Origin of the sequence: Bradyrhizobium sp. CCBAU 51753 (assembly GCF_015291565.1) — a bacterium.
Taxonomy (GTDB): Bacteria; Pseudomonadota; Alphaproteobacteria; order Rhizobiales; family Xanthobacteraceae; genus Bradyrhizobium; species Bradyrhizobium ivorense.
Genome location: NZ_CP030037.1, coordinates 3,069,596 through 3,084,471, shown reverse-complemented (window position 1 = coordinate 3,084,471; position 14,876 = coordinate 3,069,596). Strand labels below are relative to the sequence as shown.

Sequence of the window (14,876 nt, the reverse complement as noted above, 5' to 3'; positions counted from 1 at the left end):
CAGTGCCTGAGGAACGGCCTATTTGGGGCATCCACATGGGGAAAGACCATGCTGAGCATCCGATCAAGGACGGTTACATTGCAATTGGATGGGCCCGAATGGGCGATTTGTCGAAATTGCCTGCCAATCGCGATTCGTTCAAAAAAACGGTCACAGCCACTTATCCAAACCTTAAGCCGGGAGCGGTTCCCGTTGTGGCAGGTACCTTGTTCAAGTTCGCCTGCGAAATGCAGATCGGCGACCTTGTCGTATATCCATCGAAGATCGATCGCATGGTCAATTTGGGTACTGTCCAAGGGAATTATCAATTCGAACCTTCGTCAGGTGATATGGATGGCCCCAATCGGCGTTCGGTGAAATGGATTAGGCACATCGCGCGGGCAGACTTTTCCCAAGCCGCACTGCATGAGATCGGCTCGGCCGTTACGCTGTTCCAAGTCAAGAACAATGCTGAGGAATTCGTTGCCGCTTTCGATGGAAAGCCACTCAAGGGGGAAGACGTCGACGCCGAAACGGCTAACGCGGCGGCTGCAATCGCCGAAGAGGAAATCGAAGACTTCGTAATCAAACGCTTGAAATCGGGCCTTTCGTTTCGTCAGTTCGAGTTTTTTGTCGCCCATTTGCTCGAGCGGATGGGATATCATTGCCGGGTTACACAAGCATCGGGAGATGGCGGCGTCGACATTATTGCCCACAAAGACGAGCTCGGCTTTCACGACATCATAAAGGTTCAGTGCAAGCAGACGGTCAATACTATCGGGCAGCCGCAAGTCTCCCAGCTCTACGGGCACGTAAAAGACAACGAACACGGTCTGTTCGTCACACTTGGTGGATACTCAGGGCCAGCGCTTGAGTTTGAACGCGCCAATCAAAACCTCCGTCTCGTTTCTGGCAGTGAACTAATTGAACTGATCTTCAGTCATTACGAACGCTTTGATCCTCTATATCGAATGCTTCTCCCAATGAAGAAGACGTACGTCATCGCTCCCCTGACCTCCGAAGACGACCCGTAGGCTCCCGAAGATTTTCCGGTCCAACTGCAACTCATTGCTCTCCAACTTCCATCTACTCATGCGACACCGGCCCGCTGTCGCGATAGGCCCACAGGCATTCGCGCGGCAGCGAGACCGGCGCCTCGACGCCGACCTGATGCCGCGCTGATGTGCCGAGTTCGACCACCTCGAGCCGCTTGCCGAACAGCTCGATGCCGTAGGCGGTCTGGGTGCCCTGATAGCGGCGGTCGAGCACCTTCGCTGAGAACGTGTTGGCGCCATCGGGCCGGCCGATCGCGATGTTCTCGGGCCGCAGCGCGACCCGCACCTTCTCGTCCGGCGCCAGCGCATGGAACAGCGCGACCTCGCCTCGCCTGCCGTCGCCGAAATCGACCACGCCATATTGGCCGTTGCAGGTCACCAGCGTGCCCGCGAGCTCGTTGGTGGCGCCGGTAAAATTGGCGACGAACAGATCCGCGGGCCGATTGTAGATCGCATCGGGCGTGTCCATCTGCAGCAGCTTGCCGTCGCGCATCACGCCGATGCGGTCGCCGAGCACCACGGCTTCGGCCTGGTCGTGCGTGACATAGAGCGCGGTCATGCCGGTCTGCTTGAGGATGACGCGCAGATCATCGCGCAGCCGCAGCCGCAGCTTGGCGTCGAGGTTCGACAGCGGCTCGTCGAGCAGCAGCAGTTGCGGCCGGTACACCATGCTGCGCGCCAGCGCGACGCGCTGCATCTGCCCGCCGGACAGCGCGACCACCGGCCGGTCGCCATACTCCGACAGCCCGACCAGCGTGAGCGCTTCCTCGACCATGCGGTTGGCTTCAGTCCGGCTGATCTTGCGGTGCTTCAGCGGATAGATCACGTTCTGCCGCACCGTCATGTGCGGCCACACCGCATAGGACTGGAACACCATGCCGAGGTCGCGCGAGCGCGGCGCGACCTGGACGCCGCGCGCCGGCGACGACACCACCCGGCCCGAGATCGAGATCTCGCCGCCGGTCGGATGCTCGAGCCCGGCGACGCAGCGCAGCGTCGTGGTCTTGCCGCAGCCGGACGGCCCGAGCAGCACGACGATCTCGCCCGCGGGCACGCTGAAGCTGACGCCATCGATCGCCGGGCGGCCGACCGCGAACTGCTTCCTGAGTTCGGTGACCTCGAGCGTCGCCGTCATCGTTGCACCCGTCGCCTTACTGCCGATAGCCGTACGTCTTGTCCCAGTCGGCCACCCACGCCGCATGCAGCTTCACATACTCGCCGAAATCCGGATACCACAGCTTCACCACCTTGGGATCGAACCCTTCGGGATAGGCCGGCACCTCCTTCAGCGAGGTGAGGTTGCCGAGCTCCTTGATCATGAAGATCTGCCCTTCCTTGGACAGGCACCAGTTCAAAAACAGCTTTGCCGCGTTCGGATGCGCGGCGGTCTTGGGAATGCCCGACGCATAGGGATTGACCGGCGCGCCCTCGGGCGCGAAAAAGATCTCGATCGGCGCGCCGTCCTTCTTCTTCTGATAGATCACGTTGTAGAGCAGCGGCGCGATGGCGATTTCGCCACGCACCAGCGCGTCGGCGGTCGGGGCGCCGGACGGATACAGCACTGGATGGGTCGCGGCCTGCTTGGCCCAGTAATCCTCGCCGAGCACCTGGCGCTCGAACATGATCCGCGTCCAGGTAGTGCCGCCGGACTGCGCGAACACCTGGCCGATCAACTTGTCATATTGCTTCTTGGTCAGGTCCATCCAGGATTTCGGCGGGTCCTTCACCAGCTCGGTGTTGTAGGCGATCGACCAGGCAAGCGTGATGCGCGGCCAGTATTTCGGCGAGATCAGCGCGTGCGGATCGTAATCGGCGGCGTTCGGCGGCGCGTAGTCCTGGAACAACTCTTCCAGCGGCTGCATCAGCGCGCGGTCGGAGTGATCGACCACGTCGGCGATCAGTTTGCCGGCGGCGGCTTCGGTCTTCACGCGGGTGATGAGCTGGCCGCCGGGCGCGCGCACCATCTCGATCTTGATCTCGGGAAAGCGCTTGTTGAAGGCCTTGATCACCTGCTGCTCGATCTCGGCGAAATTGGCGGTGTAGTAGACCAGCTTGCCCTCGGCCTTGGCGGCCGCGATCAGCTCGGGCGAGCCGAACTCCTGCGCCTGCGCGCTAGGCGCCAGCGCCAGGCTCGCGACACTTGCCAAGGCCAATGTGGTGAAGGTCCGTCTATCCATTCGCCAATCCTCCCATTTTGTTGTTATCCGGTCCGCGCCACATTGCCCTGCGCGGCGCCGCGCGACAGCCAGTTGGCGCCGCCGATCAGGACGCCGAGCAGCACCGTCTGCACCAGGCTGAACGCCGCGGTCTTGCCGATATTGCCGCCCTCGTAATAGTCGAGCAGCAACACCGACATCACCATGGTGTTGCTGGTGTAGAGGAACAGCGACGAGCCGAGCTCGCGGATCGCCAGCACGAACAAGAGCGTCATCGCCGCCAGCACGCCCGGGCTCGCCAGCGGCAGCACGATGGTCCTGATGGTGCCGAGCATGCCCTTGCCACAGACCCACGCCGCCTCCTCGAGCTCGCGATGGATCTGCAGGAACGAGGTCGACAGCGCCTTCACGGTGTCGGGCATGAAGCGCGCGATGAAGGCGAGTGCGAGAATCCAGATCGTGCCGTAGAGCCCGCCGGGCACGCCGATCCAAGCCCAGAGATAGGCGACGCCGACCACGAGGCCGGGGATCGCGACCGGCAGCGTCGAGATCAGGTCGATGCTGCGGCGCCCGGGAACGCGGGTGCGATGGATGGTGTAGCCGATCGCAAAGGCGAGCGCGCCGCCGATGATCGCGGTGATGACGCCGACTTCGACCGCGTTGTAGATCGAGCGCATCGTCAGCGGATTGTCAAAAATGCTCTCGAAATGCGTCAGCGAATATTGCCGCATGTCGAACAGGCTGGCGACGTCGCGGATGAACATGAACTTGCGGAACGCGGCGACGATCAGCGCCAGCGACGGCAGCACCACGACGATGAGGAGATAGACGATGCCGATCGCGAAGGTGAGCCAGCGCCACGGCCCGAGATCGAGGCTGCGCGGCCGGAACGCCTTGCCGGCGACCGTGGTGTAGCTGCGCCCGCTCAGCACCCGCTGCTGCAGATAGACCAGAAACCCGGTCACCACCATCAGGATGATCGCGACCGCGGCCGCGGTGTTGTAGAGCGGCGGCGACCAGTTGGTCAGCTTGAAGATGTAGGTGGTGAGCACGTTGAGGTTGGTCGGGGCGCCGAGCACCGCAGGGATGCCGTAGATGCCGAGCATCACAATGAACGACAGCAGCATGCCCGAGATGATCGCCGGCATGATCAGCGGGAAGGTCACCGTGAACAGCGTCGAGAAGGCGCTGGCGCCGGAGATCTCGGCGGCCTCCTCCAGGCTCGGATCCATGTTGCGCAGCGCCGAGGAGGTAAACATGTAGACATAGGGCGCGTAGTAGATGCCGAATACGAAGACAAGGCCCCACATCGAATAGAAATCGACGCGCAGGTCGGAGCCCATCCACTTGAACATGGTGTTGATCAGCCCGGTCTTCGGCGAACCGAGAATCGCCCAGGCGACGCCCGCCACCAGCGGCGGCGCGAACAGCGGCAGGATGCTGGCGGCGGCGATGAAGCCCTTGAACGGCGTGTTGGTGCGCACCACGATCCAGGAGAAGAACAGCCCGATCGCGACCGCGATCGCGGTGCCGCCGCCGCAGGCGATCAGCGTGTTGAGCAGCGCCTCGCCGACATTCGGGTTGGCGAGCACGGCGAGGAAGTTCGCGATCGACAGATGGCTGAGGCTGCGCGCAAGCCCGTCGACCACCGGGTTGGTGTCGGTGAGCGCGCCGAGCAGCAGCATGATGACGGGATAGATCACCAGGAACGCCAGGATCGCCAGCAACCCCGCGACCCAGAGGCCGGTCAGCATGCGGCGGGCCCCATCGCTGGCGCCACGCGTGACCTCGCTGCGCCGGTCCGCCGGTCCGTGCAATGCGTTTCCCCTCCTGTGGCCGATTCTGTTGCGATGGCCTGCTTGTATGCCAAGGGTAGTCGATCGTTTCGATGACGCAAGCTATCCGAAAGTCGCCTGCACGCGTTAATGTGACACAGTGACGAAGCCGCGCGCTTTTCGCCGGGTGAACTGTGGGTTGTCCTCGCCCAATGCGCAGCCATTGGTTCCGTCATCCCCGCGCAAAGGCTTCGCCTTTGTCGCTGGAGGCGGCCGCTTCTTCAGCGGCCCTCGAAGGATCGACGGCCACCAGCGGGGCCGATTCATCCTTCGAGACGCGCGCAAGAGCGCGCTCCTCAGGATGACGGTGATGGTATGATTCACATTTCAAACAACTTGCTCGGTGTCATCACCCGCGCAGGCGGGTGATCCAGTATTCCAGAGACGGTGGTGACTGAGCCGAGAGGCCGCGGCGTACTGGATCGCCCGGTCGAGCCGGGCGATGACAGTTGTGGGTGGGGATATAGCTTCGCATTCTCGCGACATGATTTGTCCGAGCTTTGCATTTCGTTTCGCCCTCTCCTTGATCAGAGGGCGCAGGGAAAGCCGGGTGCCGATTGCACCCATGGGCCCGGTGCAACAAAAAAGCACCGGGGTAGGACCACAGGTGTAACCGGAAACAACCCGGCTTTCCCTGCGCGATGGATTACGGCTTATACGTGCTCTCCCCGGCGAGACTGGGCTTTTTTGTCACCGCTTTCGCAAAAACGCTTTCGCGTTTTGCGAGAGGACACCTGCCACTAGGGCGTCAGGCCTGCACGACTTCACCGTCCGCCTCGCATGTTGTCGTCACTGACATGCGAACCGTCCACCGCATCTCACCGCAACACTATGACGATGGCCAGCGCCCCTCGATCGGGTGAGACGCGAAGACCATACACTGAATTTCCTTTCCGAAAAAGCGAAATATTTTTGCGCGGAGGGATTGACGGGGCGAGCAACTCACTTTTAGCGCGAGCCCTACCCTCGTCATTCCGAGGCGTGCGAAGTGCGAACTATGATGCGCAATTGCGCATCCACTAACGCTGCGGCCCGATGGATTCCGGGTCCTCGCTTCGCGAGCCCCGGAATGACGACAAAGCAACGTCACCCTCGCCGCGCCCAGCCGCCGGGCGCTGCGCGCGATCGAGGGATATCTGCACGCGCCGCGCCGCGACGCCTGACACTTCCCGGCAAGGCCGCTTCGCATACGCATCATGCAGCGGTGCGGCTGGGGAACGCGGGGCCGGCGTAGTACATGCCAGCCCGGAGACAATTTCGGACATGCTCGAAAAGACCCCGATCACCGGCGCAGCCATGGCGCCCGTCAGCGATGGACTGCCGTGGGAACGGCGGCGCTGGGCGGTGGCCGCGATCTTCACGGCGCTGGCAATGGCCTCGCTGGACACCGCGATCGCCAACATCGCGTTGCCGGCGATCGCGACCGATCTGCAGGTCAGCCCCGCAGAAGTCGTATGGGTCGTCAATGTCTACCAGATCGCCCTGGTCGCGACGCTGCTGCCGCTCGGCGCGCTCGGCGAGATCGTCGGCCACCAGCGCATCTATCTCTGCGGCCTGCTGCTGTTCACATTGGCGTCATTGGGCTGCGCGCTGGCCTGGTCGCTGCCGAGCCTCTTGGTGGCGCGCACGCTGCAGGGGCTGGGCGCCAGCGGCATGATGAGCGTCAACACCGCGCTGGTGCGCTTCGTCTATCCGAGCAAGATGCACGGCCGCGGTTTTGGCCACAACGCGCTGGTCGTCGCCACCGCCTTCACGCTGGGACCGACGATTGCCTCGGGCATTTTGGCGCTTGGCCCATGGCCGTGGCTGTTCGCCGTCAACATTCCCTTCGGCATCATCGCGATCCTGATCGGCCTGAAGACGCTGCCGCCGACGCCGCGCGCCACCCACAGCTTCGACTTTGCCGGCGCTGCGCTGGCCTCCGCCTGCCTTGGCCTGTTCATCACCGGGATCGGCAGCGCCGCGCACAAGGCAGCGCCTGCGCTCGTCATCACGGAACTCGTCGGCGCCGTGCTGTTCGGCTGGATCCTGATCCGGCGGCACGCCGATCATCCGGCGCCGATGCTGCCGATCGACTTGTTCCGCCGACCGATCTTCGCGCTATCCGCCGCCACCGCCGTCTGCTCATTCGCTGTGCAGGGCCTCGCCTTCGTGTCGCTGCCGTTCTACTTCGAAGACATCCTGCACCGCTCGCAGGTCGAGACCGGCTTCTTCATGACGCCGTGGCCGCTGGTGGTCGCCTTCATGGCGCCGATCGGCGGCCGGCTGTCCGACCGCTATCCGGCCGGCATCCTCGGCGGCATCGGCATGGTGCTGCTCGGGATTGGCATGGTGCTGCTGGCGACCCTGCCGGCGGAGCCCAGCGTCGCCAACATCGTCTGGCGCACGATGATCTGCGGCATCGGCTTCGGCTTCTTCCAGACCCCCAACATGAAGGCGATCATGTCGAGCGCACCGCCGCATCGCGGCGGCAGCGCCAGCGGCATCGTGGCCACCGCGCGGCTGATCGGGCAGACCACCGGCGCCGCGCTTGCCGCGCTGTGCTTCGCGCTTGCCGACCGCGAGGGCGCCACCGTCGCGCTGGCGCTCGGCGCCGGCTTTGCCGCGCTCGGCAGCGTGATGAGCTTCCTGCGCCTCGCAGTCGCCCCTCCGAAAAAAGCATAACAGGATTGCAATTTCCGATTGCGGCCAAACACCGCAACAACAACTTTCTTCCGCGCAGAAAACGCGTTTTCTTGATTTGAACCGTTCCAGGTTCGAGGCCACATTCCGCGCCGCTGTTCAATCGATGGATTGGACCAATCAGGGGACCGCGATGGCAAACCTCAAAATCAACGGCAAGACAATCACTGTAGACGTCGAGGACGACACTCCGCTGCTGTGGGCGATCAGGGAGAATGTCGGACTGACGGGAACCAAATACGGCTGCGGCATCGCGCAGTGCGGCGCCTGCACCGTTCACATGGATGGCGTGGCGATGCGCTCCTGCGGCGTCACGGTCGGTGAAGCCGCCGGCAAGGACATCACCACCATCGAGGGTCTCGCGGTGGGCGGCGCTCTGCACAAGGTGCAGCAGGCCTGGATCGCCAACGACGTGCCGCAATGCGGCTATTGCCAGAGCGGCATGATCATGGCGGTGGCGGCGCTGCTGAAGGACAATCCGAAGCCATCAGACGACGATATCAACGACGCCATTACCAATATCTGCCGCTGCGGCACCTTCCAGCAGGTGCGCGAGGCGATCCATGCTGCCGCGAACGCGTAAGGGGGCAGCCATGAACCAGCACGTCAAACTCAATCGCCGTTCCTTCGTGATCGGCGCCGCCGCTGCCGGCGCCGGCCTTGCGATCGGCCTCGACCTTCCGTTCGGCGGCCCCGCCGTGGTGCGCGCGGCCGACGGCTCGCCCGAGATCAACGCCTGGGTGGTGATCCGGCCCGACGACATCGTGGTGATCCGCATCGCCCGTTCCGAGATGGGCCAGGGCACGCTGACCGGCCTTGCCCAGCTCGTCGCCGAGGAACTGGAATGCGACTGGTCGAAAGTCACCACCGAATTTCCGACGCCGGGCGAGAGCGTCGCCCGCAAGCGCGCCTGGGGTGATTTCTCCACCGGCGGCAGCCGCGGCATCCGCACCTCGCAGGACTATGTCCGCAAGGGCGGCGCCACCGCGCGCGTGATGCTGATCCAGGCCGCCGCCAACGAATGGAAGGTGCCGGCCGCGGAATGCAAGGCGGCGAACAGCGTCATCACCCACACGCCCTCGGGCAAGACCACGACCTACGGCAAGGTTGCGGAAGCCGCCGCAAAACTCGAGCCGCCGGCCGACGTCAGGCTGAAGGACCCGAAGGACTGGACCATTGCCGGCAAGGGCCTGAAGCGGCTCGACACCGCGGACAAGGTCACGGGCAAGACGATCTACGGCGCCGACGTCAAGTTGCCGGGCATGCTGAACGCGGCGATTAAGGATTGCCCGGTGTTCGGCGGCAAGGTGAAGAGCTTCGACGCCGCCAAGATCGCCAACATGAAGGGCGTCAAGAAGGTTGTGCCGGTCGGCGACAGCGCGGTTGCCGTCGTCGCCGACACCTGGTGGCACGCCAAGACCGCGCTCGACGCGCTGCCGATCGTCTGGGACGAGGGCGACAACGCAAAGGTCTCCAGCGAGACGATTGCGAAGTGGCTGGCCGAGGGCCTCGACAACGCACAGCCGGCCTATGTCGGCAACCAGAACGGCGACGCCAAGGCCGCGATTGCCGGCGCCGCCAAGAAGGTCGAGGCGGTCTACAGCTATCCCTACCAGAACCACGCCACCATGGAGCCGATGAACGCCACCGTGCTCTACACACCTGACAAATGCGAGGTGTGGTGCGGCACCCAGAACGGCGAGGCGGCGTTCGCCGCGGCGCTCGAGGCCTCCGGCCTGCCGCCGGAGAAAGTCGACGTCCACAAGCTCCTGCTCGGCGGCGGTTTTGGCCGGCGCGGCATGACCGACTATGTCCGCCAGGCGGTGGCGATCGCCAAGCAGATGCCGGGCACGCCGATCAAACTGCTGTGGTCGCGCGAGGAGGACATGCAGCACGGCAAGTATCACCCGATCACGCAGTGCAAGCTGACCGGCGCGTTCGATGCCGACAACAACCTGATCGCACTGCACTACCGGCTGTCGGGCCAGTCCATCCTGTTCTCGGTGCGCCCCGAAGCGCTGCAGAACGGCATGGATCCCGCCGCATTCCAGGGCGTGGCGCAGACCGGCGAGGCCGCGATCGGCTATTCGGTGCCGAACCTTTTGGTCGAGCATTCGATGCGCAACCCGCACGTCCCGCCCGGCTTCTGGCGCGGCGTCAACGTCAATCACAACGCGATCTACATGGAATGCTTCATGGACGAGCTGGCCCAGGCCGTCGGCCAGGACCCGCTCGAATTCCGCCGCAAGCTGATGGGCAAGCATCCGAAGCATCTCGCGGTGCTCAATGCCGTGGCCGAGAAGATCGGCTGGGGCACGCCGGCGCCGAAGGGCGTCTATCGCGGCATCGCGCAGGTGATGGGCTATGGCAGCTATGTCGCCGGCGCCGCCGAGATCTCGGTGACCGACGGCAGCAAGATCAAGGTGCATCGCATCGTCGCCTCCACCGATCCGGGCTACATTGTCAACCCGGCGCAGGTGGAGCGGCAGATCGCGGGCTCCTTCGTCTATGGCCTGAGCGCGCTGTTCTACGGCGGCTGCACCGTAAAGGATGGCCGCATCGAGCAGAGCAATTTCGACACCTACAACTCGATGCGCATCAACGAGATGCCCAAGGTGGAATCGGTGATGGTGCCGAGCGGCGGGTTCTGGGGTGGGGTCGGTGAACCGACCATCGGCGTCGCGGCGCCGGCGGTGCTCAACGCCTATTTCGCAGCGACGGGCAAGCGTATCAGGAGCTTCCCGCTGCGGACCCAGAACATCTCCTTCGCCTGATGACATCAGAAGCAGCGGCCGCTCGGCCGCTGCTTCGCTTTCCGGATTATCGTGCATGGTGGTCACGCGTCGCCTGACGCGCAGGAATGTCGTCCGTGGCGCCGCTGCCGTCGTAGCGGCGGCGCTGGCGCGTCCGTCGCTGGCGCAAGCAACTGCACGCGTCGCGGTGATCGGCGGCGGCTTCGGCGGCACCGCCTGCGCGCGGGCGCTGCGGCGGCTCGATCCGAAAATTCAGGTCACGCTGATCGAACCGAACCGGACTTTCACCGCCTGCCCGCTCAGCAACGAGGTGATCGCGGGCCTGCGCGAGCTGCCGGCGCAGCAATTCAGCTACGACAAGGTTGCCGCCGACGGCATTGTTGTCGCCGCGCAAGCGGCCACCAAGGTTGATGCAGAGGCGCGCACGGTCGGTCTCGCCGACGGCTCCACGCTGTCCTACGACCGGCTGGTGCTGGCCCCAGGCATCGAGATGCGCTTCGACGCCTTATCGGGCTATGACGAAGCAGCGTCCGCGAAGATGCCGCACGCCTGGACTGCCGGCGAGCAGACGCTGCTGCTGCGCCGACAGCTCGAGGCGATGGACGACGGCGGCGTGGTCGTGATCGCGGTTCCGGCCGCGCCGCTGCGCTGCCCGCCGGCGCCTTACGAGCGCGCCAGCCTGATCGCGCATTACCTGAAGGCGAAGAAGCCGCGCTCGAAGATTCTGGTGCTCGACGCCAAGGACAATTACTCACAGCAAAAGCTGTTCGAGCATGCGTGGGCCGAGCTCTATCCCGGCGTGATCGAGCGCATCGCGCTGTCGCAGGGCGGCCGAGTGACCGCGGTCAATCCGGCGACGAAAGAGATCGTCACCGACTTCGGCAATTACACCGCCGCGGTCGCCAACGTGATCCCGCCGCAGCGCGCCGGCCGCATCGCCGCGATCGCCGGCGTCGCCGATCGGACCGGATGGTGCCCGATGGATCCGGTAACCTTCGCCTCAAAGCTCGTGCCCAACATCCATGTGATCGGCGACGCCGCCATCGCCGGCGGGATTCCGAAATCCGCTTCCGCCGCGGCCGCGCAGGGCCGGGCCTGTGCGGCGGCGATCGTGGCTGCACTCGCCGGCAAGCCGCCGGAGACGCCGCGGCTCGACGGCGCCTGCTACAACACGGTCGCGCCCGGCTATGCGTTCTCGCTGAAGGGCATCTATCAGCCAAAGGACGATCTGTACGCCGAGGCCGAGGTGACCACGAGCCCGGTCGAGGCCTCGCGCGAGGTGCGTCAGCGCGAGGCCGACGAGGCGTTGAGTTGGTTCAACACCATCACGGGAGATGCCTTTGGCTAGGCTTGCTCCCATCGCGCTGCTCGCGATTGCCTCGCTCGCGGCCTGCTCGCCGGCGGGCGCAGAGGGCTTGCAGCCCTACACGATCGTCGGCGATGCGATTCCGGCTTCGCTGACGGGAACCAATGGCGACGCAACGCGCGGCCGCGCGCTGATCGTGGAGCGTTCCTCCACTTGCATCCTCTGCCACAGCGGTCCATTTCCCGAGCAGGCGTTCCAGGGTGACCTCGCGCCGAATCTCGCCGGCAGCGGCAACCGCTGGTCGGAAGGGCAATTGCGGCTCCGCCTGGTCGATGCGGCGCATCTCAATCCGGCGACGATCATGCCGTCCTACTACCGCGTGGATGGGCTTTCGCGCGTCGGCAATGCGTGGCGCGGCAAGCCGATCCTGTCGGCGGAGCAGATCGAGGATATCGTAGCCTATCTGGTGACACTGCGGGACTGAGACCAATGGCGAATTCGGATCACACCACACGTCGAACCTTTCTCGGACTCGCCGGTGGCGCCGCGGTGCTCGGCGCGGTTCCGGTCGTCATCGTGCGCCCGGCGGAGGCCACGCCGGCCATGCTCTCGGCGGCGATCCGCAACGTCGTCGGCGAGGCCGATGTGCGGACCGGCAAGGTCAAGCTCGACATTCCGCCGCTGGTCGAGAACGGCAACACGGTGCCGATGACGGTCAGCGTCACCAGCCCGATGACGGCGAATGAGTATGTGAAGAGCATCCACGTCTTCAACGAGAAGAACCCGCAGCCGAACATCGGCAACTTCTATCTCGGCCCGCGCGCCGGCCGCGCCCAGGTCTCGACCCGCATTCGCCTCGCCGACAGCCAGAAGGTGACGGCGATCGCGCGGCTCTCCGACGACACGTTCTGGTCGGCGACCGCCGACGTCGTGGTGACGCTCGCCGCCTGCACCGAGGAGGCGATCTGATGCCCTCGGCCCTGATCAATGTGCCGGCCAAGGCGAAGCGCGGCGACGTCATCGAGATCAAGACGCTGATGTCGCACATCATGGAGACCGGCTATCGCCACACGGTGTCGGGCGACGTGGTGCCGCGCGACATCATCACGAGCTTCGCCTGCCGCTTCAACGGCACGGAAGTCTTTCGCGCCGATTTCTATCCGGCCGTCGCCGCCAATCCGTTCCTCACCTTCTTCACCACGGTGACCGAGAGCGGCAGGTTCGAATTCGAGTGGATCGGCGACAAGGGGTTTTCGGAGACCGCGTCGGCGTCGATCACGGTCGAATGAAGTTTTTCGCCTGCATCGCGATTCTGGCGGCGATGGCGGGGGCTGCGCTCGCCGCCGAGATCCCGCAAGCCGAACGCCGCTCCGGCTACAGTTTCATGGGCCCGGACAGCAAGGCGATGCAGGACGATGACACCGCCAATCCCGGCATGCTCTGGGTGCTCGACGGCGAGGCGCTGTGGCAGCGCAAGGCCGGCACCGCGAGCAAGTCCTGCGCCGACTGCCACAATGACGCGCGGGTCAGCATGAAGGGCATTGCTGCCCACTATCCGGCGTTCGACAAGACGCTGGGAAAGCCGGTCGATCTCGAGGGCCGCATCAACCTCTGCCGCAGCAATCATCAGCAAGCGCCGCCCCTCGCCTACGAAAGTCGCGAGTTGCTCGCGCTGACCGCCTACGTCGCCGAGCAATCGCGCGGCATGCCGATCGCGGCCGGTGACGATCCCGAGCTTGCGCCGTTCGTTGCAAAGGGACACGAGCTGTTCACGCAGCGGCAGGGCCAGCTCAATCTGGCCTGCGCCAACTGCCACGACGATAACTGGGACAGGAAGCTCGCCGGCGCGCCGATCACGCAGGGACAGCCGACCGGCTATCCGCTCTACCGGCTGGAATGGCAATCGCTCGGATCGCTGCAGCGGCGCTTACGCGCCTGCATCACCGGCATCCGCGCGCAGGCCTACGACTTCGGCTCGCCGGAGCTGGTGGAGCTGGAGCTCTATCTGATGTCGCGGGCGCGCGGCATGAATCTCGAGACGCCGGCGGTAAGGCCCTAGATTCCCACCGCCCCATCCACGTCATTGCGAGCAAAGCGAAGCAATCCATTGCACCGCATGCTCGGTGACAATGGATTGCTTCGCTTCGCTCGCAATGACGGCGGTGGAGAGCGGCGCTAGCCTCAGCGCTCCGCGAACGCCTTCTCGACCACGAACTGCGCCGGCTCGCCGTGATTGCCTTCGACGAAGCCGCGGCCGCCCAGCAGCGTGCGGGTATCGGCGACCAGTGCCGGCGAACCGCAGATCATGACGCGGTCATGCGCGGCGTCGAGCGCCGGCAGGCCGATATCGTCGAACAACTTGCCCGTGGTGATCAGGTCGGTGATGCGGCCGCGGTTGCGGAACGGATCGCGCGTCACGGTCGGGTAGTAGATCAACTGCTCGCGGACCAGCTCGCCGATCAGCTCGTCGTTCGGCAGTTTTTCGGTGATCATCTCGCCATAGGCGAGTTCCTTGACGCGGCGGCAGCCGTGCAGCAGTACGACCTTCTCGAAGCGGTCATAGGTCTCGGGATCCTTGATCACGCTGAGGAACGGGGCGAGGCCGGTACCGGTGCCGATCAGATAGAGGTTGCGGCCGTCCTCGAGGTTGTCGATCACCAGCGTGCCGGTGGCCTTGCGGCTGACGATGATCTCGTCGCCTTCCTTGAGGTGCTGCAGGCGCGAGGTCAGCGGGCCGTCCGGAACCTTGATCGAGAAGAACTCGAGGGTGTCCTCGTAATTGGCGCTGGCGACGCTGTAGGCGCGCAGCAGCGGCTTCTCGCCGACCTTGAGCCCGATCATGGTGAACTCGCCGTTGCGGAAGCGGAAGGTGGGGCTGCGGGTGGTCTTGAACGAGAACAGCGTGTCGGTCCAGTGATGAACGCTGAGGACGCTTTCCTGGTTGAAATTGCTCATCGCACCAATCCCTGATTTGTGCCGCGCGGCTCCAAGGACTTGAACCCCGTTGACCGGCCGGATCGTTTGTATACGATCATTCGTATACAAACGAATAATCCGGCTTGATCGAAAAGTCAAGCCGAGCTCAAATTCCCGGGCAATTTCGCCATAAA

General features: G+C 64.5%; 13 protein-coding genes. 9 read left to right on the top strand and 4 right to left on the bottom strand.

What is annotated here, in order from left to right:
* Window positions 1-2 precede the first annotated feature (2 nt).
* A complete protein-coding gene (locus XH93_RS13745; RefSeq protein ID WP_210340483.1) occupies window positions 3-1,013 on the top strand; it encodes a restriction endonuclease in 1,011 nt (336 codons plus the stop codon).
* Between the two features lie 52 nt (window positions 1,014-1,065).
* On the opposite strand, the gene XH93_RS13740 is transcribed toward XH93_RS13745, so the two are convergent.
* From XH93_RS13740 to XH93_RS13730, 3 genes are read right to left on the bottom strand one after another with little or no spacing between them, the layout of a single operon-like run.
* A complete protein-coding gene (locus tag XH93_RS13740; RefSeq protein ID WP_194473919.1) occupies window positions 1,066-2,169 on the bottom strand; it encodes an ABC transporter ATP-binding protein in 1,104 nt (367 codons plus the stop codon).
* A 16-nt stretch (window positions 2,170-2,185) separates the two neighbouring features.
* On the bottom strand, window positions 2,186-3,211 hold the full coding sequence (locus XH93_RS13735; RefSeq protein WP_246799613.1) for an ABC transporter substrate-binding protein: 1,026 nt from the start codon (window positions 3,209-3,211) through the stop codon (window positions 2,186-2,188).
* Window positions 3,212-3,234: 23 nt separating this feature from the next.
* On the bottom strand, window positions 3,235-5,007 hold the full coding sequence (locus XH93_RS13730; RefSeq protein WP_246799612.1) for an iron ABC transporter permease: 1,773 nt from the start codon (window positions 5,005-5,007) through the stop codon (window positions 3,235-3,237).
* A gap of 1,281 nt (window positions 5,008-6,288) precedes the next feature.
* Between XH93_RS13730 and XH93_RS13725 the strand changes: the two genes are divergently transcribed.
* From XH93_RS13725 to soxA, 8 genes are all read left to right on the top strand, one after another.
* Window positions 6,289-7,689 carry an MFS transporter gene (locus XH93_RS13725; protein ID WP_194473918.1) on the top strand — a complete coding sequence of 467 codons (1,401 nt, stop codon included), beginning with the start codon at window positions 6,289-6,291 and terminating at the stop codon, window positions 7,687-7,689.
* Between the two features lie 151 nt (window positions 7,690-7,840).
* Window positions 7,841-8,290 carry a (2Fe-2S)-binding protein gene (locus XH93_RS13720; protein WP_194473917.1) on the top strand — a complete coding sequence of 150 codons (450 nt, stop codon included), beginning with the start codon at window positions 7,841-7,843 and terminating at the stop codon, window positions 8,288-8,290.
* A gap of 10 nt (window positions 8,291-8,300) precedes the next feature.
* Window positions 8,301-10,481, top strand: coding sequence for a xanthine dehydrogenase family protein molybdopterin-binding subunit (locus XH93_RS13715; RefSeq protein ID WP_194473916.1), 2,181 nt, complete (start codon window positions 8,301-8,303; stop codon window positions 10,479-10,481).
* Window positions 10,482-10,536: 55 nt separating this feature from the next.
* Window positions 10,537-11,808, top strand: a complete 1,272-nt coding sequence (locus XH93_RS13710) for an NAD(P)/FAD-dependent oxidoreductase (protein ID WP_194473915.1) — start codon at window positions 10,537-10,539, stop codon at window positions 11,806-11,808.
* Window positions 11,801-12,250 carry a sulfur oxidation c-type cytochrome SoxX gene (gene soxX, locus XH93_RS13705; protein ID WP_246799611.1) on the top strand — a complete coding sequence of 150 codons (450 nt, stop codon included), beginning with the start codon at window positions 11,801-11,803 and terminating at the stop codon, window positions 12,248-12,250. Before XH93_RS13710 ends, soxX begins: the two co-directional genes overlap by 8 nt.
* Window positions 12,251-12,255: 5 nt before the next feature.
* Window positions 12,256-12,735, top strand: a complete 480-nt coding sequence (locus tag XH93_RS13700; RefSeq protein ID WP_194473913.1) for a SoxY-related AACIE arm protein — start codon at window positions 12,256-12,258, stop codon at window positions 12,733-12,735.
* Window positions 12,735-13,055 (top strand): thiosulfate oxidation carrier complex protein SoxZ, encoded by a 321-nt coding sequence (gene soxZ / locus XH93_RS13695; protein ID WP_194473912.1) that lies wholly within the window; start codon window positions 12,735-12,737, stop codon window positions 13,053-13,055. The genes XH93_RS13700 and soxZ overlap by 1 nt, the downstream gene beginning before the upstream one ends.
* On the top strand, window positions 13,052-13,825 hold the full coding sequence (soxA, locus tag XH93_RS13690; RefSeq protein WP_194473911.1) for a sulfur oxidation c-type cytochrome SoxA: 774 nt from the start codon (window positions 13,052-13,054) through the stop codon (window positions 13,823-13,825). Before soxZ ends, soxA begins: the two co-directional genes overlap by 4 nt.
* Before the next feature lie 122 nt (window positions 13,826-13,947).
* Here soxA and XH93_RS13685 read toward each other — a convergent pair whose 3' ends face one another.
* Window positions 13,948-14,721 (bottom strand): ferredoxin--NADP reductase, encoded by a 774-nt coding sequence (locus XH93_RS13685; protein WP_194473910.1) that lies wholly within the window; start codon window positions 14,719-14,721, stop codon window positions 13,948-13,950.
* Window positions 14,722-14,876: the final 155 nt, after the last annotated feature.